At 61.1% G+C, this 19,529-nt stretch carries 19 protein-coding genes and 2 pseudogenes; 11 read left to right on the forward strand and 10 right to left on the reverse strand.

Annotation, left to right across the window (positions count from 1 at the left end; all coding sequences use genetic code 11):
- Positions 1-22 precede the first annotated feature (22 nt).
- The 8 genes from kdpC to IPK17_RS33010 form a co-directional block, all read right to left on the reverse strand.
- The gene (gene kdpC / locus IPK17_RS32975) at positions 23-649 is read right to left on the reverse strand and encodes a potassium-transporting ATPase subunit KdpC (protein WP_343421969.1); all 627 of its coding nucleotides are present in this window, start codon (positions 647-649) and stop codon (positions 23-25) included.
- A gap of 11 nt (positions 650-660) precedes the next feature.
- Entirely contained in the window at positions 661-2,799 is a 2,139-nt protein-coding gene (gene kdpB / locus IPK17_RS32980; RefSeq protein ID WP_343421970.1) for a potassium-transporting ATPase subunit KdpB, read from the reverse strand.
- Between the two features lie 4 nt (positions 2,800-2,803).
- Entirely contained in the window at positions 2,804-4,555 is a 1,752-nt protein-coding gene (gene kdpA / locus IPK17_RS32985) for a potassium-transporting ATPase subunit KdpA (protein ID WP_343421971.1), read from the reverse strand.
- Complete coding sequence (gene kdpF / locus IPK17_RS32990) at positions 4,552-4,644, reverse strand: K(+)-transporting ATPase subunit F (RefSeq protein ID WP_343421972.1); 93 nt, start codon at positions 4,642-4,644, stop codon at positions 4,552-4,554. The genes kdpA and kdpF overlap by 4 nt, the downstream gene beginning before the upstream one ends.
- Positions 4,645-4,776: 132 nt before the next feature.
- Entirely contained in the window at positions 4,777-5,478 is a 702-nt protein-coding gene (locus IPK17_RS32995) for a response regulator transcription factor (RefSeq protein WP_343421973.1), read from the reverse strand.
- Between the two features lie 297 nt (positions 5,479-5,775).
- Positions 5,776-6,078 carry a hypothetical protein gene (locus IPK17_RS33000; protein ID WP_343421974.1) on the reverse strand — a complete coding sequence of 101 codons (303 nt, stop codon included), beginning with the start codon at positions 6,076-6,078 and terminating at the stop codon, positions 5,776-5,778.
- Between the two features lie 81 nt (positions 6,079-6,159).
- Complete coding sequence (locus IPK17_RS33005; protein WP_343421975.1) at positions 6,160-7,554, reverse strand: sensor histidine kinase; 1,395 nt, start codon at positions 7,552-7,554, stop codon at positions 6,160-6,162.
- Complete coding sequence (locus tag IPK17_RS33010; RefSeq protein ID WP_343421976.1) at positions 7,538-8,221, reverse strand: response regulator transcription factor; 684 nt, start codon at positions 8,219-8,221, stop codon at positions 7,538-7,540. Before IPK17_RS33010 ends, IPK17_RS33005 begins: the two co-directional genes overlap by 17 nt.
- Positions 8,222-8,440: 219 nt before the next feature.
- Between IPK17_RS33010 and IPK17_RS33015 the strand changes: the two are divergent.
- The 9 genes and pseudogenes from IPK17_RS33015 to IPK17_RS33055 all read left to right on the forward strand — a co-directional run.
- A pseudogene (locus tag IPK17_RS33015) lies at positions 8,441-8,692 on the forward strand (putative monovalent cation/H+ antiporter subunit A); the annotation flags it as partial.
- A gap of 39 nt (positions 8,693-8,731) precedes the next feature.
- Positions 8,732-11,183: pseudogene (mbhE, locus tag IPK17_RS33020) on the forward strand (hydrogen gas-evolving membrane-bound hydrogenase subunit E).
- A complete protein-coding gene (locus IPK17_RS33025; RefSeq protein ID WP_343421977.1) occupies positions 11,180-11,518 on the forward strand; it encodes a sodium:proton antiporter in 339 nt (112 codons plus the stop codon). The pseudogene mbhE and the gene IPK17_RS33025 overlap by 4 nt, the downstream one beginning before the upstream one ends.
- 3 nt (positions 11,519-11,521) lie before the next feature.
- A complete protein-coding gene (locus tag IPK17_RS33030; protein WP_343421978.1) occupies positions 11,522-12,982 on the forward strand; it encodes a complex I subunit 5 family protein in 1,461 nt (486 codons plus the stop codon).
- Positions 12,955-13,128, forward strand: a complete 174-nt coding sequence (locus IPK17_RS33035; RefSeq protein WP_343421979.1) for a hypothetical protein — start codon at positions 12,955-12,957, stop codon at positions 13,126-13,128. The genes IPK17_RS33030 and IPK17_RS33035 overlap by 28 nt, the downstream gene beginning before the upstream one ends.
- On the forward strand, positions 13,128-13,622 hold the full coding sequence (locus IPK17_RS33040) for a Na+/H+ antiporter subunit E (protein WP_343421980.1): 495 nt from the start codon (positions 13,128-13,130) through the stop codon (positions 13,620-13,622). The genes IPK17_RS33035 and IPK17_RS33040 overlap by 1 nt, the downstream gene beginning before the upstream one ends.
- Positions 13,619-13,894 carry a monovalent cation/H+ antiporter complex subunit F gene (locus IPK17_RS33045; RefSeq protein ID WP_343421981.1) on the forward strand — a complete coding sequence of 92 codons (276 nt, stop codon included), beginning with the start codon at positions 13,619-13,621 and terminating at the stop codon, positions 13,892-13,894. Before IPK17_RS33040 ends, IPK17_RS33045 begins: the two co-directional genes overlap by 4 nt.
- Positions 13,894-14,301, forward strand: coding sequence for a monovalent cation/H(+) antiporter subunit G (gene mnhG, locus IPK17_RS33050; protein WP_343421982.1), 408 nt, complete (start codon positions 13,894-13,896; stop codon positions 14,299-14,301). The genes IPK17_RS33045 and mnhG overlap by 1 nt, the downstream gene beginning before the upstream one ends.
- 4 nt (positions 14,302-14,305) lie before the next feature.
- Entirely contained in the window at positions 14,306-14,578 is a 273-nt protein-coding gene (locus IPK17_RS33055) for a UBP-type zinc finger domain-containing protein (protein ID WP_343421983.1), read from the forward strand.
- Between the two features lie 219 nt (positions 14,579-14,797).
- Here IPK17_RS33055 and IPK17_RS33060 read toward each other — a convergent pair whose 3' ends face one another.
- Positions 14,798-16,414, reverse strand: a complete 1,617-nt coding sequence (locus tag IPK17_RS33060; protein ID WP_343421984.1) for a DUF4118 domain-containing protein — start codon at positions 16,412-16,414, stop codon at positions 14,798-14,800.
- A gap of 56 nt (positions 16,415-16,470) precedes the next feature.
- Positions 16,471-17,172, reverse strand: coding sequence for a response regulator transcription factor (locus tag IPK17_RS33065; RefSeq protein ID WP_343421985.1), 702 nt, complete (start codon positions 17,170-17,172; stop codon positions 16,471-16,473).
- A gap of 420 nt (positions 17,173-17,592) precedes the next feature.
- Between IPK17_RS33065 and IPK17_RS33070 the strand changes: the two genes are divergently transcribed.
- A complete protein-coding gene (locus IPK17_RS33070) occupies positions 17,593-18,417 on the forward strand; it encodes an APC family permease (protein ID WP_343421986.1) in 825 nt (274 codons plus the stop codon).
- Positions 18,411-19,517, forward strand: a complete 1,107-nt coding sequence (locus IPK17_RS33075; protein ID WP_343421987.1) for a hypothetical protein — start codon at positions 18,411-18,413, stop codon at positions 19,515-19,517. Before IPK17_RS33070 ends, IPK17_RS33075 begins: the two co-directional genes overlap by 7 nt.
- Positions 19,518-19,529 lie beyond the last annotated feature (12 nt).

The raw sequence follows: 19,529 nt of genomic DNA on the forward strand, positions 1-19,529 counted from the left end.
TTACCACTCCTACTCACTCCGATTATGTACCCTCGAGCGCGTCTAGTGCGAGATTGAGTTCCAGCACGTTGACGCGGGCCTCGCCGAGTAAACCGAACGTGCGGCTGTCGGTATGCTGAGCGACCAGTTCGCGCACGACGGCGGCGTCTAGGCCGCGCACGGCGGCTACGCGCAGCACTTGATACTCGGCGGCTGCCGGGCTGATGTGCGGGTCAAGGCCGCTGGCCGAGGCCGTCACCAGATCCACCGGGATCGCGCCGCTCACGGTTACGCCCGCGGCGGCATTAGCGGCTGCCAACGCGGCGATGCGCGTCTGGATCAGCCCACCCTCACCGATCAGCGCGGGATTGAGCGGCCCATAGTTCGAGCCCGATGAAGCTGCCGCGTTGTAGGGGACGGGGCTGGTCGCCGACGGGCGTCCCCAGAAATAGGCGGGATCGCTGAACTCTTGTCCGATCAGCGCCGAGCCGATGACATTGCCCTGCGCATCGGTGATCAGGCTGCCGTTCGCCTGATACGGGAAGATCACTTGTGCTAACCCGGTGATGAGCATCGGGTAAAGCGCGCCCGTCAGCACTGTGAAGAAGATGATCGAGATGATGGCCGGGCGCAGCACCTGCGCCCATTCCACTTTATGTTGCTGCTGCATGCTCTTGTCCTTTACGTCAAACCCAGGGCGACGAGAATCAGATCGATAACCTTAATGCCGATGAAGGGAGCAATCAGCCCGCCCAGCCCGTAGATGAGCAAGTTGTTGCGCAGCAGCGCCGACGCCCCAATGGGACGATACTTGACACCGCGCAGCGCCAGCGGGATCAGGCAGATGATGATGAGCGCGTTGAAGATCACCGCCGACATAATCGCGCTGTTCGGCGTGGCCAGCCCCATGATGTTGAGCGCGTTCAACTGCGGGTAGACCGAGGCGAACGCCGCCGGGATGATGGCGAAATACTTCGACACATCGTTGGCAATCGAGAAGGTCGTCAGCGCGCCGCGCGTCATGAGCAGCTGTTTGCCAATCTCCACGATTTCGATCAGCTTGGTGGGGTTCGAGTCGAGATCTACCATGTTCCCCGCCTCTTTGGCCGCCTGTGTGCCCGTGTTCATGGCGACCGCGACATCGGCCTGCGCCAACGCGGGGGCATCGTTCGTGCCGTCGCCCGTCATGGCGACCAGGCGCCCGCCTTCTTGATGTTCGCGGATCAGCTTGAGCTTCGCTTCGGGCGTGGCCTGCGCGAGATAGTCGTCGACGCCCGCTTCCGCGGCGATGGCGGCAGCGGTCAGCGGGTTATCCCCGGTGATCATCACCGTCTTGATGCCCATGCGCCGCAGTTCGCCAAAGCGCTCCTTGATGCCGCCCTTGACGACATCTTTCAGGCGAATCACGCCTAAGACCTGCTTCCCATCGGCGACGACCAGCGGTGTCGCCCCCTGCCGCGCCACCTCATCGACGATCTGCCGCGCCTGTGGCGGGAACTGTCCCCCGCAATCCATCACAAAGGATTGGATCGAATCGGCTGCACCTTTGCGAATCTCACGTCCATCGATGTTGACGCCGCTCATGCGCGTTTGCGCAGTGAATGGTACGAACGCCGCGCCGAGTTCCTCGATGTTGCGCTGGCGGAGCTTGAACTGTTCCTTCGCCAGTACGACGATGCTGCGGCCTTCGGGCGTCTCATCGGCGAGCGAAGATAACTGCGCCGCATCGGCGAGCTGCGCGGCGCTCACACCGGGCGCGGGGATGAATTCGGCGGCTTGGCGGTTGCCGAGGGTGATCGTTCCGGTTTTGTCGAGCAGCAGCACGTCGACATCGCCCGCGGCTTCGACCGCGCGCCCCGACATGGCGATCACATTGGCCTGAATCATGCGATCCATGCCCGCAATGCCGATGGCGGAGAGCAGTCCGCCAATCGTCGTCGGGATAAGGCACACGAGCAGCGCGACCAGCACGGTGATGGTGATCGGCGTGCCTTGCCCGCTGGCGTTCACCGCGTACAGCGAGAAGGGCAGCAGTGTGACTGTCGCCAGCAGAAAGATGATCGTGAACACGGAGAGCAGAATGCTCAGCGCGATCTCGTTGGGCGTCTTCTGGCGTTTCGCGCCTTCGACCATGTTGATCATGCGGTCGAGGAACGCTTCGCCGGGGTTGGCAGAGATGCGCACCACCAGCCAATCGGAGAGCACGCGCGTGCCGCCCGTCACCGCGCTGCGGTCACCGCCGCTTTCGCGGATGACCGGGGCGCTTTCGCCCGTGATGGCGCTTTCGTCCACCGAGGCCACGCCTTCGATGACTTCGCCGTCGCCGGGGACAATGTCGCCTGTTTCGACGATCACCACGTCTTCACGACGCAAGGCGGAGGCGGGCACAGTGGTGAACTGCGAGCGGTTGCGCGGATTGTTCAGTTTCTTAGCGTTCACATCACGGCGCGCTTTGCGCAGCGTATCCGCTTGCGCTTTACCGCGACCTTCGGCCATCGCTTCCGCAAAGTTAGCAAATAGCACAGTGAACCACAGCCACACGGCAATTGCGAAGATGAACGGCGCGGCACCGCGTGAGAGTTCGGCGGCGCGTTCCGGCGTCTCGCCGACGCTCAGAGCGTACTGGGCGGCTTCACCCTGGCCGATCAGCGCGAGGATGAACAGGATGGTCGTGAGTACGGCGCCCACCAGCACGATGAACATCACCGGATTGCGCAACTGCTGCCGCGGATTCAGTTTCTTGAACGCATCGATCACCGCCTGACGCACAATGGGCGGGTCAAGCAGGGGACGCGTGTTTGCTCTGGTTTCGAGAGTCATGATCTCAGCCTCCAATCATCATGAAATGCTCGGCGATGGGACCCAGCGCCAGTGCCGGGAAGAAGGTCAGGGCGCCGACGAGAATGATGATCCCGATCAACAGGACGACGAACAGCGGCGTGTGTGTCGGCAGCGTGCCTTCACCCGCCGGGATGATCTTTTTCGCGGCCAGTGACCCGGCAATCGCCAGGGTGGGGATCGCCAGCCAGTAGCGCGCGAACAACATGGCAATACCGAGCGCCGTGTTATAGAACGGCGTATTCGCGCCCAACCCGGCGAACGCGCTGCCGTTGTTGTTGCCCGCTGACGAGAAGGCATACAGCACTTCGCTGAACCCATGCACGGCGGGATCGGTGTTGTAGACCGTCGCCAAGCCATCCGTGCTGATGACGGCGATTGCCGTGCCGATCAATACCACCGCGGGCGGAATCAGAATCACCAGCGAGGACATTTTCATCTCGTAGGCTTCGATCTTTTTGCCGAGATATTCCGGTGTACGCCCGACCATCAGGCCGGAGATGAAGACCGCGATAATGGCGAAGATCAACATGCCGTAAAGACCTGATCCAACACCACCGTACACGACCTCCCCTAACTGCATCAGCCACATGGGAACAAGACCGCCAATCGCCGTATACGAGTCGTGCATGGAATTGACGGATCCGTTCGACGCGGCAGTAGTGGCTACTGCCCACAAGACTGACGTCGGGATGCCGAAGCGTGCTTCTTTGCCTTCCATATTGCCGCCGAGATTGACAGCACTTGCCGTTTGATCAACTCCGTCAGGGAAATTCGGGTTGCCCCCTTGTTCGGCAAAGGTGGCGACGCCCAACAGCACCACAAAGATGATCGTCATCACCGCGAGAATCGCCCAACCCTGCCGCGTATCCCCGATCATCTTGCCGAAGGTGTAGCACAGCGCCGCCGGGATGAGGAGAATGGCGAGGCATTCGAGGAAATTGGACAGTGGTGTTGCGTTTTCGAGCGGGTGCGCCGAATTGACGTTGAAAAAGCCGCCGCCGTTCGTTCCCAACTGTTTAATCGCTACCTGCGCTGCGGCGGGGCCAACGGCGATTACCTGTTCGGTGACTGCGTTTCCGTCAGCATCCGTCAGTGCAGTTGAATCGACCACCTGTGCGGTCTGATAATTGTCGAAGGTTTGCACGACACCCTGAGAGACCAGCAGCAGCGCGAGGATGATGGACAACGGCAGGAGGATGTAGAGCGTCGAGCGGGTGAGGTCTACCCAGAAATTGCCGATGACGCTCGTTGTGCGACGAGACAGACCGCGAAACAGCGCGACCAAGACTGCCATCCCGGACGCCGCCGAGACAAAGTTCTGCACAGTGAGCCCGACCATCTGGGTTAAGTAGCTCATCGTCGTCTCGCCGCCGTATCCCTGCCAATTGGTATTACTGGCAAAGCTGATCGCCGTATTGAACGACGAATCGGGGGAGACTGACGCGAGTCCGGCCGGATTGAGCGGCAGGCTTCCTTGGGCGCGCTGGACGACGTACACGATCAGCAGCCCGATAAGGTTGAAGGCGAGGAAGGCGAGCGCATACGTTTTCCAATTCATTTCGACGTCTGCCCGGGTGCCGAACAAGCGGTAAAGACCGCGTTCAACGGGCGCGAAGATGCGGTTCAGCGCGGACTTGCCCTCATAGACATTCGCCATGTACGAGCCGAGCGGCTTGACGCAGAGCAGCAGCACAACGACATACAGGATGAGTTGTAGAATCCCGATGCTGGTCATGAAAACATCTCCGGTTTGAGCAAAGCGATCACCAGATAAATCAGCAGTGCCAGTGCGATCAGCCCGGCAACGATATACAACACGGTCATCAACGTATCTCCTAGACCCGTTCACACAGTTTGATGAAACCCCAGGACAAGGCAAAGAAAATCAGAACTAAGATGACGAATACGACATCCACTGCGGGCACTCCCTCGATTTACGTTCGGTTGGTGAAGAATTCAGGTGAGTTCGGCGAAACGATAGCCAATGCCGGGTTCGGTGACGATGTAATGAAACTCACTGTCCGGATGATCATTTAGCTTTTTGCGCAGCGTATTGATGTACACGCGGACATAGTGCGGTTGAGCGGCTTTGTCATCGTGCCAGACGGTATCGAGCAGCATCTGGTTGGTGACGATGCGACCGGGATGCGCCGCGAGCATGCGCAGGAGTTCGTACTCGGTCGGCGTGAGATGAATCTCTTGCCCTTTGAGCGTGACACGGCGCTTGATGAGATCGATCTTGAGGTCGTGCACTTGAATGATCCCACCGGGGTTAGCCGATTCGCCCACTGATGCCCGCCGCCGAATGGCGCGAATCCGGGCTTCCAGTTCCGCCATATCAAAGGGCTTGGTGACGTAATCATCTGCGCCAGCTTCAAAGGCGGCGAGTTTGGTCGCTTTGGTGTCTTCTACAGACACGACGAGGATGGGAATGGACGACCATTCACGAATCGCCTTACAGACGGCCACGCCATCGGGCGCGGAATTCAGTTGGATGTCAACAATGATGGCCGCGGGCTGTAACTGGGCGGTCAGTGCAATGCCGTCTTCGCCGTTGTCAGCCGAAAATACCTGATAACCATAGCCCTTCAGCCCATGATCCAGTAACCGACGAATCTGCGGCTCGTCATCGATTACGAGGAGCTTGAGTTTGTTCATGCTTGAATACGCCCAATCGTTCTGCGCCTGATCGTAAACTGCCTCTGATTATTGAACTGAACAGTCGAAAAAGGACGCAAGGAAAGTGCGCAAAGCCGTAAAAACGGCGTAAAGGTGAACTAGGGTGGGGTGGGTGAATCTGGCGCTGTCGACAACATACAGCCGAAGGAAAGGGAACGATTGTCTTTGGTAGGGAGCAGGCCGCTGATCGACGCGCTTAGGCACACGGTCGTAACCTAAGCACGGTAAAGCAGCGGCGCTGATGAACGCAGGCTAACTCGTTACGCTGAAGTTGATTTAAAGGGAGGCTTCCGGTGCCGCGAGCTGATAGCGTCCCCGGATGTAGGTCGCAACCGCCGCCCAGATCACGCCGCACAGCGCGGCCACCTCGATGCTCTCCAGGGTGATCGGGTTTGCCGTCACCACCAACAGCAGCAGCCAGATGAACGCGCACAGGCCACCTTCGACAATGGATCGCAGCAGCCGCGCGCGGGGTTTTTGCATGACCCACTGCGGCCTGACCGCCACCAGAATCAGAATCCAGAACGCACAACCGATAATGGTGAGTGCTATTTCAATGATTGCGCTAAATCCGCTCATAGGTAGCCTCCCGCCTTTTGCTTCGACTTCCAGTCTAGCAAGCGACTTTGAGACGGATCTAAGGTTGATCTAAGATCGCTCTTACCAACAGCTCGGCGGTGTGACGGGTAAACCCACCTGCACTCGCGTTCCCTGACCGACGGTGCTCTCAACCCCAATGTGGCCGCCGTGTTCCAGCACAATCTGCTGGGCGATAGCCAACCCCAGCCCCGCGCCGCCGCTGTATTTGCGATCCGCTTCTGCCCGGTAAAAGCGGTCGAACAAATGGGGCAGATGCTCCGCGGGGATGCCTTTGCCGGTGTCCCCAATGGTGATCTGGACGTCGGTCTCGGTCTTGCTTCCGGTCACATGAATGGCTCCGCCCTGCGGTGTGTACTTGACCGCGTTGTCGAGCAGATTCAAGAACAGCCGAATGAGGTGATCGGTATAGCCCAGCATCGGCAGCGCTTCGGGGAAGTCGGTCGTCACGCGAATCTGTTTGTCGGCGGCGATTAAGCCGATCTGGTCGACGGCGGCGCTGAGTAGATCGCTCAGGTCAATCGGTTCCGGTTGGATGAAGGCCGGAGCCGCGTCCAACCGGGTGAGGAACAGCAGATCGTTGGCAAGGCGGATCAGGCGATCCGTTTCCAACTGCACCTGACTCAAAGTGGCCTCATATTCGTCCGGCGTGCGCGACCGCGCCAGCGTCACCCCAATCTGACCTTTGATCGCAGTGAGCGGCGTGCGCAGCTCATGCGAGGCGTCGGCGGTGAAGCGGCGCTCTTTTTCGAAGCCGAACTGCAAACGGTCGAGCATGGAGTTGAGCGTGGTCGCCAGCCGCCCGATTTCGTCGGCGGTCTGCTGGATGGGGATGCGCCGCGTCATGTCGGTCGCGTTGATGGACTGTACCGTGCGCGTAATCGCATCGACGGGGCGCAGCGCGCGCGTCGCCATGAAGGTGCCGCCCAAGCCCGCCACGATCAGCACGAGCGGTACGCCGATCAGGATGATGCGCAGCACGCTGCTGCGCGTATCGGCGACCATGTTGAGCGACTGCGCCATTTGCAGCCACGCGTCGAACTGCTGGGTTTGCGTTTCGACGCGCTGCGTGAGGATGCGCCAGGTGGTGCCTTCGGCCTCCGCCGTCGTGAACCCGGTGCGCGTCGGCGTTACGGGAATACCCTCGGGGAAAATCCCCACTTCGGCGACGACCTCGCCGCTCTCGTTGACAAGGCGCAGGGCAAAGCGCGACTGCATCAACTGCGTGACCGCCGAGTCGGACATGGGGCGCAGCATGGGCGGATCGACGCTGTCGTCGACATCGACGAGCAGTTGGGAGGCGGCCACCTGTAACCCGGCGTCAACCTGATTGGCGAGGCTCAATTCCAGTTCAAACTGGAGGTACAAGCAGAAGCCGAGGACGGTTACGGCCAGCAGCGCCACATACCACAGGGTGAGGCGGGTGTGCAGCGTATTGAGTCTAGTCCAGTTCTTCATCGGTGCTCAAACGGTAGCCGATGCCGCGCACCGTCTGGATGAGCGGCTGCGGCGCGTGCTTGTCGATTTTGCGGCGCAGGTAGCCGATATACACATCGACCACGTTCGATTCGTTGTAGAAGTCGAAGCCCCACACGCGCTCGCCAATCTGTGTGCGCGTGAGGACGTGCCCGGCGTTGCGCATCAGGTATTCCAGCAGCATGAATTCGCGTTGGCTGAGATCCAGCACGCGCCCATCGCGCCGCACCACATGCCGCAGCGTATCCATTTCGAGATCTCCCACTTTGAGCAGGTTCGTTGTTTGCAGCGGCGGGCGGCGCAGCAGGGCATGGATGCGCGCCAGCAGTTCGGAAAAGTCGAATGGCTTGACGAGATAATCGTCTGCGCCCGCGTTGAGGCCGCGCACCCGATCTTCCACCGCGTCGCGCGCCGTCAACACCAGAATGGGCGTCTTGACGCCGTAATCGCGCAGCCGGGGGAGCAGCTGCAGCCCATCCATCTTGGGGAGCATCAGGTCCAGCACCACGATGTCATAGTCGAGGTTCGCGGCGTGGTCTAGGCCTTTTTCGCCGTCCTGCACCCAGTCGACCGTGTGCCCGGCTTCGCGCAGTCCCTGACAGATAAATTTGCCGATCCCTTCTTCATCCTCGACGAGCAGTAATCGCATCGATTCGCGTGTCCTCTACCAGCCTGATTAACCACTATCTTAGACTCGCTTTTAAGCTTTCAGTCAGAAATAAGAAAGTTCTTAGAGTCATCTTAAATGCATCACAAGTTGGGGCGCTAAGCTGAAAATACCCGATAGACCATTGGAACCGATATGGAATTTGCGCTGATCCTGATCCCATTTGCGCTCGCCGCTGCGCTTCCCATCATCGGCGGGCGCATGCACGCAACGCGACTGAACTGGCTGCTGGCGGCGGTGCTGCTGGCGCTGTTCGGTTGGCTGCTGACGTTGTTCCCGACGATTGCCACGCAGGGCGCGGTGATCGTCGAACAGGCGTGGGTCGCCAGCTTCGGCCTCACGTTCGCGCTCTACATCGACGGGCTGGCGCTCCTCTTCGCCCTGCTGATCACCGGGATTGGCGCGGCGATCTTCCTCTATGCGGGCTACTATCTCGACGACGATCCCCGCGCCCCGCGCTTCTTCGCCCTGTTGATGGCCTTTGCGGGCAGTATGTTGGGCGTTGTCCTCTCCGGCAATCTCATCCTCTTGTTTGTGTGCTGGGAACTCACCAGCCTGTTCTCATTCCTGCTGATTGGCTTTGATGGCACCAAGCCGGAAGCGCGGAGTGGAGCAGCACAGGCACTCGTGATCACCGGCGGGGGTGGGCTGGCGCTGTTTGTCGGCCTCATCCTCATGGGCACGGCCAGCGGCTCGTTTGATCTCGCGCAGGTGTTAAACGCGCCGCTGCGCGATCACCCCCACTACGCCGCGATCACGCTGCTCGTCCTCGCGGGCTGCTTTACCAAGAGCGCGCAGGTGCCCTTTCACTTCTGGCTGCCCGGCGGCATGACCGCGCCGACCCCTGCCAGCGCCTACCTTCATTCCGCGACGATGGTCAAGGCCGGGGTGTATCTGCTGGCGCGCTTCTATCCCACGTTGGCGGACACCGATCTGTGGTTCACAGCGCTCGTCGGTGTGGGCACGGTGACCATGCTCGTCGGCGCGCTGAATGCGCCCTTCAAACGCGATCTCAAAGCGCTGCTGGCCTACGCCACCGTCAGTTGGTTGGGCGCTCGTGCTGCTGCTCGGCCTGCCGCATTACGAAGGCTATCTGGCAGCGCTGGTGGGCATCATCGGTCACGCGCTGTACAAAAGCCCGCTGTTCATGCTCGTCGGCGTGATCGATCACGCGACGGGCACACGCGTAATCGACAAGCTCGGCGGGTTGGCGCGTTCCATGCCCATCGGCGCGGTAATCGCTATCGTCTCCGGCTTGTCGATGGCAGGCATCATGCCGCTCATGGGCTTTGTCTCCAAAGAGACGCTCATCCACGCGCTGACCCATTATCACGGCGAATACGCGACGTTGATCGCGCTGGTTGTCTTTGTGGCGGCGGGGCTGCTGGTCATCGTCGCGGCGATTTTTGTGTGGGATGTGTTCTTCCGTCCGGCGCGCTCCGCCGATGCTAGCACGCCAGTCGAAGAGGATCACGCCGCGGGTCACGCCCCACATGATGACGCCCACCACCATGCGCCGAATCGCCTGATCTTTTTGGGGCCGGCCGTCATCGCGATCTTGTCGCTGGTGCGGGCGCTGCTGCTCGAGCCGCTGATCAACCCGCTGCTGGCGACCATCTTGCCCGGCGAGTTCTCGCTGTACCTGTTCGCCGGGGTGAATACGGAATTCATCCTCAGCCTGATCATCGTCGCCGCTGGTATCGCGGTCTTTCTGGCGCGGCGCTTCTGGCTGCGGGAACTCCCGGAACCGCTCAGTGTGGCGCGCGGTTACAAAGCGCTGCTGCGGGGCGTTGATCGCGCTGGCGATTTCCTGCTGCGCGCGCAAAACGGCAAGCTGAGCCACTACCTCGCCGTGATTCTCGGTGTCGTTGGCGTGCTGATGGTGCTGCCGGGCACACAATACCTGCAGACCGTCGGCGTCGAGTTCAGCCTGCGCGACGCAACCGATCTGCTCAAGGCGGTGCTGCTCATTCTGTCGCTGGTGGCGACGCTGGCGAGCGTGCTGTTCAAAGGGCATTTGCTGGCGGCGCTGGCGCTGGGCGTGGCCGGGTATTCGGTCGCCGGGGTGTTCCTGCTCGAACCCGCGACCGATGTCGCGCTGGTGCAGGTGCTGGTCGAAACGCTCGGCGCAGTGCTGATCATCGTGATGTTGAGCCGCATCAGCGAAAAGCGGCGGCGGCGGGCGGCGGATGTGCTGTGGGGGAAGGGGCGCGCCACGCTGCGCCGCGATGTGCTCGTCGCCGTGATGGTGAGCGCGGGCGTGACCGCCTTCGCCTTAGCCGCGGTCATCAACCGCCCGGATCGCGAGAGCATCATCGCGGAGTGGTACCTCACCAACACCGAAAGCGTCGGCGTGACCGATGTCGTCGGCGCGATGATCACCGATTTCCGCGCGACGGATACGCTGATCGAAATCACGGTATTCAGCATGGCGGGGCTGGGCGCGCTCACTGTGCTGCAGTTGACCAAACGCCGCGACATGGACGGCGCGTTCCAACTGCCCATGCCCATGAGCCAGATCACCACGCCGCTGACCCGCTGGGCCGCCACGCTGTTCTTGCCATTCGCGGTGATCATCGCGCTCGCGCAGCTCTTATACGCGGGTAACGCGCCGGGCGATGGCTTTACGGCGGGCGTCATCGGCGGGATCAGCCTCGCGCTGTGGTATCAGGTGTTCGGCTACAGCGTCGAACGGCTGCGCCGCATCCGCGCGGATCGCTTGATCGGGGTGGGGTTAAGCCTCGCGTTGTTCAATGCAGCGCTGCCGCTGCTGCTGGGCAAGGACTTTCTGGCGCACAACAAATTCGGCGACATTCCGCTGCCCGCGGGGCTGCATTTCAGTTCCAGCACCCTGTTTGAAATTGCTATTGCGCTGACGGTTTTCGCCAGCATGGTCAATATTTTGAACGCGATCACCAATCCGGAAGGAATTGAACAGCTATGAGTATTCTGTTTGCGCTGACCACTGGGCTGATGTTCGGTTTGGGCGTCTTTCAAATGCTGCGTCGCGATCTGGTCAAGGCGGCGATGGGCTTCTATGTGGTATTCACGGCGGTGAATCTGTTCATGCTCTCCGCCGGGGTGTTTGATGGTCAGGTGCCCGCCTATACCGATCAGGCGGTCAACGGTCAGCCGAGCGACCCGGTGGTGCAGTCGCTGATTTTGACGGCGGTCGTGATCGGCTTCGGTTCGTATGCGCTGCTGCTTGGTATGGTCAACGCCGCGGCGAATCGCTACAAGTCCGTCGATTCCGATGAAGTCGATCAGCTCAAGGGCTAGGCGATGACCGGAATCGACAATCCGCTCATCCTCGCCCCGATCATTGTCCCGCTCATCGGCGCGGCGATCTGTCTGCTGCTGTCCGGGCGCAACCGCGCGCAGCGCGTCGTCGCCCTCGGCGCGGGGATCATCGCGTGTGTGGGCAGCGTGGCCGTGTTGCTGGCGAACCTGCAAGGCGGCGCGAACGCCGTGCAGATCTACCGCGTCGGCGGCTATGCCGTGCCGTTTGGCATCGTGCTCGTCGCCGACCTGATGGCCTCCGTGTTCGCGGTCATGGGGACGAGCGTGGTGGCGGCGGGGCTGCTCTACTGCTTGCAGTGCCGCGATCATTCGCTGACGTATCCCGTTTTCATGCCTGCGTTTTTGTGCGTGGGCGCAGGGTTGGCGGGCAGCTTTTACACCGGGGATGTGTTCACCTTCTTCGTGTTTCTCGAACTGATGGTGATGTCGTCAGTCGTCATGGTGGCCGTCTCCGATAACCGCCTCGGGCTGGAAGCGGCGATTAAGTACCTGTTTATCAGCGGGATTGGCTCGGTGCTGCTGCTGCTCAGTATCGCGGCGGTCTACACGACGTTCGGGACGCTGACGATGGCGCACATCGCGCAGGAGCTGGCGACCGGAGAGCGTCCGCTGCTGGCACTGCCCGCCGCCGTGCTGTTCATGAGCGCGCTGCTGATCAAAAGCGCGGTGGTGCCGTTCCACTTCTGGCAGCCGGACTTTCACACCACCGCGCCCACCCCGGTGAGCGGGCTGCTCTCGTCCGTCGTCGTCAAGGTCGGCATTTACGGCATCATCCGCAGCAACACGCTCTATTTCACGCAGGAAGCGCCGTTCATCCAGAACATTCTGATCGTTCTCGGGCTGGTCGGTATCTTCTTCGGCGGCTTGTCGGCGCTGCGTACATGGAACGCCAAGCGCATGCTCGCCTATTCGACGCTGGGGCAGGTGGGCTTCATGCTGGTCGCTATTGGGTGGGGATCGCCCATCGCTCTGGTCGCGGCGATCATCTACATCGTCAACCACGCCTACATTAAATCGGGCATGCTCATGCTGACCGGCGCCTTGGCCAGCCGCATCAACGGTCACAGTTCCGACATGAAAGACTTAGAAGGTGCGGGACGCGGTTACGTCCTGTTGAGCATCCTCTATCTGGTGGGTGGGCTGGCGCTGGCGGGCGTCCCGCCGTTCAACGGCTTCATCAGCAAACTGGCGCTCGTGCGCGGTGGCGTCGACGTGCAGAGCTGGCCGATCCTCGGCCTCGTCATCACGGGCGGCATCCTCACGCTGATCTACATGACGCGGGCGTGGCAGTGGATTTTTCAGCGCGCGCCGGGGGCTCCGCCGGATGCCGAGCCGCCCGCGCACGGCACGATTGAGATCGAGACGCATCGACCGGACAGCCCGCTCGCGCCGCGCTGCTGCTCGGCTTCTGTATTGTGCTTGGGCTCTTCGCCACGCCGCTGATTAGTGTGGCGGAAGCGACCGTCGCGCAGATCACCCAGCCGAATGTGTATACGTGCGCCGTGCTGCCGCCGAGTCTGCTGCGCTCTGAAGCGTTCGATTTGTGTGCCAGTTTGCCGCAGTTGGCGCAGGCCGGGGAGGTGCAGTGATGCAGATTCTCATTCCCGCGCTGCCGATCAGCCTGTTGTGGGTGGCGGTGACCGGGCGCGTTAACTGGGAGAGCCTCTTGGTCGGCTACGTGATTGGTGTGCTCACTCTGGCCGGCCTGAGTCTGGTGGGGCTGCGCTTTCATGGACGCTTCACCCTGCGCCAGTTGATCGCGTTGGTGCGCTACAGCGGCCTGCTCCTCTGGAATGGGATCGTCTCCAGCGTGCACGTCGCCCGCATGCTCATGCGCCCCAAAATTGATCTCAAGACCGGGATTCTGGCGCTCAAAACTGGGGACACCACGCCCGAACAACGCTTAGCGGCGCTGAGCGCGCACGGGCTTAACATGACGCCGGGCGAGCTGGTGATCGACTTTGACGACGATGGGACGCTCTACGTCCACCGCCTCGATCCGAAACGTCGCGTTTGCTGCTGGAGTCCGAGCAGCAGGAACGCCTCAAACTGCTGCGCGAAATATGGGGGTGACCGAGCATGAACGGCCTGATCGAACTGATTGAAAACCTCGCGCTGATCGTGCTGGTCATCGCGCTGGTGCCGGCGACCTATCGCATCTGGACGGGGCCGTCGGCGATGGAGCGCTTGCAGGCGCTCGACCTGACGACGAACGTGTTCGTCGGGATCATCGTCGTGCTCGGGCTGGTGCTCGACAACGCCCAGATGATCGACATCGGCATTGCGCTGGCCGCCTTTTCGTTCGTCGCGACACTGGCGATCGCTCGCTATATCGCGGAAGGACGGTTCTTCTGATGGTGCTGGAATTGATTGGCGCGCTCATCCTGCTCATCGGCGTCTTTTTCAGCGTGATTGGCGTGTGGGGCGCCATCCGCCTGCCGGATGTGTTCACCCGGCTGCATGCCAGCAGCAAAGTCTCGTCGGTCGGCATCGTCGGCCTGCTGATCGCGTCGGCGCTGCTGCTGCCCGCGACTGCGCCCAAAGCGGTTGCGCTCGGCATTCTGATTTTGTTTTCGGCTCCGGTCGCGTCGCAGTCCATCGCCCGGTCGGCGTATCGGGATGGCTGCGTGATCGTCGGCCTCATGCAGAATGATCTCGATGTGCAGTACATCGATTTCGCCTTCAATTACACCATCGGCGAAGCCTTTCCCGCCGAGGAAGAACCCCAGATCGAAGTGACCACCAGCAGCAGTGAGGACTAGAACGATGCCTAAAGCTTGCACCCATCTTGGCCTAGCCCAGCGCGTCACACCGAGCGCGCAGGGCTGTGAAGAGTGCCTGCAGACCGGGGAGTCGTGGGTGCAGCTCCGCATCTGCTTGATTTGCGGGCACGTTGGCTGCTGCGATTCGTCCCCGAATCAGCATGCCTCCAAGCACTTTCACGCGACCGGACACCCGCTCATCCAGACCTTCGAGAAGGGTGAAAACTGGCTGTGGTGCTATGTCGACGAAGTGCTGATGCAGCCGCGCCAGAAATAGCGCGGTGTGCCGCGTGGGTAAGTGCGTAGGATGCCGTGAAAACGGGTTGTAGGTCGGTTTTGGGATGTTGCGGACGCGATTTATGCGTTTCCCAAGCGGGAAAGGACCACGGTCGCCTTGTACGCCCCGGGACCGCAAGTTAAATTGCATTATTGCGTCCGCTGGCCCCAAAGAGACTGTAGCTACCAGCGAGCGCCGCTTCCGTGCTGCGCTAGTGGGCTACAGTTCATATTCCTCCTCGACGGTCGGCGCGTCACCGCTGACGGGCAGCGTGAAGCGGAACACCGCCCCGCCGCCCGGCCGATTCTCCGCCCAGATGCGCCCGCCATGCGCCTGAATGATGCCGCGACAAATCGCCAGTCCCAGTCCGACGCCTTTTGTGAGGCTCGGTTGGGTGCGGTAGAACTTGTCGAAGATGCGCTCCTCATCGCCGGGCAGCAGACCCGGACCCCGATCCGCCACCTCGACCGTGATTTCGTCCGCCCCGGCCTGCGCGCTGATGTCAATCGGCGTGTTCGGTGGGGAATACTTAAGCGCATTTTCGAGCAGATTATTCAGCACCTGTTCAATCAGGCTTTCGTCAAACTGCACCAGCGGGAAATCGGCCGGGATCGACACATGGATCGCCTGCCTGGCTGTGCGGGAATGAATGCGGTTGAGCGCCGCGCCAATCACTTCTTCGAGGAGCTGCCACTCTTTCGTGACGTGGATCGCGCCGGATTCCAGGCGGGTCATGTCCAGCAGATTGCCGACAAAGCGATTCAGCCGTTCCGACTCTTCAAAGGCGACCTGCGCCAATTCCCGGCGGTCGGTCTCCGTCAGCGCTTCCTTGCGCTGGAGCAGGCTGGAGGTCGCGCCCGTGATCACCGCCAGCGGCGTGCGCAGATCATGCGAGACCGAACTCAGCAGGGTGTTGCGCGTGCGTTCCGCCTCCACCTCGATTTGCGCGCGCGCCGCGTCATCGGCGAGGCGGGTGCGTTCTAGCGCGAGCGCTGTCTGATTGGCGAAGGTTTCCAGCAGATGCAGTTGATCGACCGGGATGAACCGCCGGGGATCGTTCGGAAACACCGCCAGCACGCCGACCACCCCCTGTGATGCGGTGAGCGGCAGATACAAGCCGCGCGCCGTGGACAGCGTATCGGTATGCAGCCCGGCCAAGCGCTGATGCTCATAGACCCAGCGCGCGACCGTCGCTTCCTGCGCGTCGATCAGCTCGGCGTTGAAGGCGGCGGGCTGCAGTCCACCTGCGGTTTGCAGAATGGTGACGCGGCTGTTGAACACGCCGCCGATATGCTGTGCCGCGAGGCCGACCAGCGCATCGGGGTCGCGGGTGTTGGCGAGGTCGCGGCTGAGCGCGTACAGGCTGGCGGTACGCCGTTCGCGTTCAAGGGCTTGTTCGGCCTGCTGCTTGATCTCCACGGTCAGTGTGCTGATGGTCAGGCCGACGAGCAGCATGGTGACGAACGTGAAAATGTACTGCGTATCGGCGACGGCAAACGTCAGATGTGGATGCACGAAGAAGAAGTCGAAGGCGGCCACGCTCAACAATGAGGCGAGCACGGACGGGCCGCGGCCATACTGCGAGGCGGCGATCACCACGCCGAGCAGATAGATCATGACGAGATTCGCCGGGGCGAACAGCGGGTAGACCAGCGAGGCCAACAGCGTGCAGATCAGCACGACGGCCAGCGCCAGCGCATAAGCCCGCCAACTGCTCGTCCGGCGGGGCAGGCGCAGGCGGCGCAGTTTAGGCTGCCCGTATGCATCGACACTGCCGCCCCCCGCCGCTGGCGTCGGTTGAAGAAGCCCGTCGAGATTGGGGCGCTGATCGTCCATTTCTACCCTTACCACTTGTGCTGATTTCAATTGTGTCGTGACATCCAGATCACGGGCTAGGGGAGGTCGGTGAAGCGATAGCCGATGCCCGGTTCGGTGATGATGTAATGGAACTCGCTGTCGGCGCGTTCGCCGAGCTTCTTGCGCAGCGTGTTGACGTACACGCGCAGATAGTGCGGCTGCGGCGCTTTGTCCTGACTCCACACCGCGTCGAGCAGCATCTGGTTGGTGACGACGCGTCCCGGGTGCGCGGCCAGCAGACGCAGTAGATCATATTCGGTCGGCGTGAGGTGAACTTCCTCACCTTTTAGGGTGACGCGCCGCTTGACCAGATCGAGCACAAGATCGCGCACCTGAATGATCGCATCCGCCGTTTTGGTGTCGCGCATGATCGAGCGGCGCAGCACCGCGCGAATCCGCGCTTCGAGTTCCGCCATATCAAACGGCTTGGTGATGTAGTCATCGGCGCCCGCATCCAGCGCGGCCAGCTTGATCGCTTTGGCGTCGGCGACCGACAGAATGAGGATCGGCACCGCCGACCATTCCCGAATGGCCTTGCACACGCCGACGCCATCTGGCGCGGTGCGCAGTTGGATGTCGAGGATGATGGCGGCGGGTTCAATTTGCGCGGCGAGCACGATGCCATCTTCGCCGTTATCGGTCGTCACGACGCTGTAACCGTAGCTGTTTAGACCATGCTCCAGAAGCCGCCGAATCTGCGGTTCATCATCGATCACGAGGAGTTTCAACTTGTCCATATTCACCTGCCAGTTTGCGGCTTGTGCATTCACTTCAGATTATAGTCCGCCCCGGCATCAGCGCGGCACACTTGCCGAGCGCAACCTGCTTCCTGATATCGTCCTGATTATACCTGCCCGTGGTTCGGACACAGCGCTATGAGCGAACCGTCAGCGAGAGGAGAATTGAGGATCTTGATCTTTCTTTGATGTCATCTTGATACTGCTTTGACCATATTGGTACGCATTCTGAGGCTCGGTTGACTACCCCCGGACGTATAATTTTGTCCGTGACCTAGTAGGAGCCAGTCTTGTTATGACCATCTACGATCTCCGCGAGCAGTTTGCCTCGACGTTGTTGGGCAAGCGCTTGCAATCCGCCGAAATCGCTCATCAAACTGCGCCGAATTTCATTGCCTCGCAGTGCTGGCGAGCGACGCGATGTCTTCGGTCGCCTATGCGACTGAGGAAATCTTGATCATCCTCAATACGGCGGCGATCAGCGGTTTCGCGCTGTTCGGTTTTACCGGAAATGCCATCTCTATCCCGATTGCGATTGCGATTGCGCTCCTCATCGGGATCGTAACGATTTCGTATCGCCAGACCATCTTCTCGAATCCGGCGGGCGGCGGCGGCTACCGTGTCGCCAAGGAAAATCTCGGCGAAGAACTGGCGCAGGTGACCGGCGCGGCGCTGCTCACTGACTATATTTTGACAGTGGCCGTGAGCATCAGCGCCGGCGTCGCCAACGTGATCAGCGTGATGCCAGATCTCGCGCCGTGGCGTGTTGAAATCACCATCGGTATCATTGCCTTCATGACCGTCATCAACCTGCGCGGCGTCAAAGAGAGCGCGCGCCTGTTCTCCATCCCGACCTATTTCTTCCTCGGGACGATGGGGCTGATGCTGATCATCGGTTTTGTCCGTCTGCTGACGGGCACGCTCGGCACAGTGCAGGGCGTCGAAGCCATTCAACACAACGTACTGGAGCCGATCACCCTGCTCCTGCTGCTGCGCGCATTCTCGTCTGGGTGTACGGCGCTCACCGGGATCGAAGCCATCTCGAACGACACGCAGTTGTTCAAGCAGCCGCGCGCCAAGAACGCCGCGAAGACGCTCGTGGTCATGGCGGCGATCCTCATTACCTTCTTCCTGAGCATTACCGCTCGCCAATGCGATGCTGTGCCGTCATCACGAGACGGTCATCAGCCAGCTCGCACGCACCTTTACGGTGATCAGGGGATTGGCTACGTGGCTATGTGCTGACGATCATCGGGGCGTTCGCTGTGCTGTTCATGGCGGCGAACACGCCGTTTGCCGACTTCCCGCAGCTCGCCGCGCTGGCCAGCGCCGACGGTTTCCTGCCGCGTCAATTGACGTATCGCGGTCGCCGTCTGGTCTTCACATGGGGCGTGCTCACGCTCTCCATTGGTGCGAGCGTCCTCGTCTTGATCACGGGCGCGATTGTCACCAACCTGATTCCGCTGTACGCGATTGGCGTGTTCCTCGGTTTCACCATCAGCCAGACGGGCATGCTGCGTCGCTTCTGGCGCTCCGGGCACGTCAAGCCGGGCGAATTCACCTACGGGCTGGAGACGAAAATCTTCTACGATCCGCACTGGCGGGTTAAGCTGGCCGTGTCGGGCATTGGCGCGGTGATCACCTTCGTCGTAATGATCGTATTCATCATCACCAAGTTCACGAGCGGCGCGTGGTTCATCGTGCTGCTCATCCCGACGCTGGTGTGGGTATTCTTCCAGATTCACCGCCACTATAAGGAAACCGCCGCGCGCCTGCGTCTCGACGAAACGCCCGTCTTTGAGCATACCGCCGTCCCCTTCGACCCGGCTGTGCACAAGGAACTGGCCGTCTACTTCTGCGATACGTGGTCGAAGCTGGCGGTCAGCGTGGTCAGCGCGATTGTGAAGCGCGGTATCCCGCTCAAGATCATTCACATCGGCGTGGATGCGAAGCGCGCGGCAGCTTTCGAAAAGCGGTCGCGGGAAATCGCCGAACTCAACGGCTGGGATCCGAGTGTGATGGTGATCGTGGATGACCCGTACCGCGACCTGTATCACATGGTAACGGCCATCCTCAAGGAACTGAAGTCCGAAACGCCGGATGTCCACTTCCAGATCTACATCGGCGCGCTGCGCACTCGCTTCCCGTACAATCTGCTGCACATGTCGACGGATAAGTTCCTGCGCGACGCCTTGATGGAAGCCGACGACGACATCGCGCTGACCGTCAAGCAGGTCAACCTCGACGCGCTGCCGCTGCCGCCGGGCTTCAAGGTCACATTTGAGCACGCGACTAACCATCATGTCGACGAGGCGGAACACGAGCACGCCGCGCATTCCGCGTAACCTGTTCAATCC

It is taken from the genome of Candidatus Flexifilum breve (assembly GCF_016713355.1).

Bases quoted from the DNA above. Each gene is read 5' to 3' on its own strand.
- IPK17_RS33030 (WP_343421978.1), top strand. From the start codon at position 11,522: ATGACCGGAATCGACAATCCGCTCATCCTCGCCCCGATCATTGTCCCG.
- IPK17_RS33000 (WP_343421974.1), bottom strand. From the start codon at position 6,078: ATGAGCGGATTTAGCGCAATCATTGAAATAGCACTCACCATTATCGGT.
- IPK17_RS33055 (WP_343421983.1), top strand. From the start codon at position 14,306: ATGCCTAAAGCTTGCACCCATCTTGGCCTAGCCCAGCGCGTCACACCG.
- mnhG (WP_343421982.1), top strand. From the start codon at position 13,894: ATGGTGCTGGAATTGATTGGCGCGCTCATCCTGCTCATCGGCGTCTTT.
- IPK17_RS32995 (WP_343421973.1), bottom strand. From the start codon at position 5,478: ATGAACAAACTCAAGCTCCTCGTAATCGATGACGAGCCGCAGATTCGT.
- IPK17_RS33070 (WP_343421986.1), top strand. From the start codon at position 17,593: ATGTCTTCGGTCGCCTATGCGACTGAGGAAATCTTGATCATCCTCAAT.
- kdpF (WP_343421972.1), bottom strand. From the start codon at position 4,644: ATGACCGTGTTGTATATCGTTGCCGGGCTGATCGCACTGGCACTGCTG.
- kdpB (WP_343421970.1), bottom strand. From the start codon at position 2,799: ATGACTCTCGAAACCAGAGCAAACACGCGTCCCCTGCTTGACCCGCCC.
- kdpC (WP_343421969.1), bottom strand. From the start codon at position 649: ATGCAGCAGCAACATAAAGTGGAATGGGCGCAGGTGCTGCGCCCGGCC.
- IPK17_RS33005 (WP_343421975.1), bottom strand. From the start codon at position 7,554: ATGAAGAACTGGACTAGACTCAATACGCTGCACACCCGCCTCACCCTG.
- IPK17_RS33025 (WP_343421977.1), top strand. From the start codon at position 11,180: ATGAGTATTCTGTTTGCGCTGACCACTGGGCTGATGTTCGGTTTGGGC.
- IPK17_RS33040 (WP_343421980.1), top strand. From the start codon at position 13,128: ATGCAGATTCTCATTCCCGCGCTGCCGATCAGCCTGTTGTGGGTGGCG.
- IPK17_RS33010 (WP_343421976.1), bottom strand. From the start codon at position 8,221: ATGCGATTACTGCTCGTCGAGGATGAAGAAGGGATCGGCAAATTTATC.
- kdpA (WP_343421971.1), bottom strand. From the start codon at position 4,555: ATGACCAGCATCGGGATTCTACAACTCATCCTGTATGTCGTTGTGCTG.
- IPK17_RS33065 (WP_343421985.1), bottom strand. From the start codon at position 17,172: ATGGACAAGTTGAAACTCCTCGTGATCGATGATGAACCGCAGATTCGG.
- IPK17_RS33060 (WP_343421984.1), bottom strand. From the start codon at position 16,414: ATGGACGATCAGCGCCCCAATCTCGACGGGCTTCTTCAACCGACGCCA.
- IPK17_RS33045 (WP_343421981.1), top strand. From the start codon at position 13,619: ATGAACGGCCTGATCGAACTGATTGAAAACCTCGCGCTGATCGTGCTG.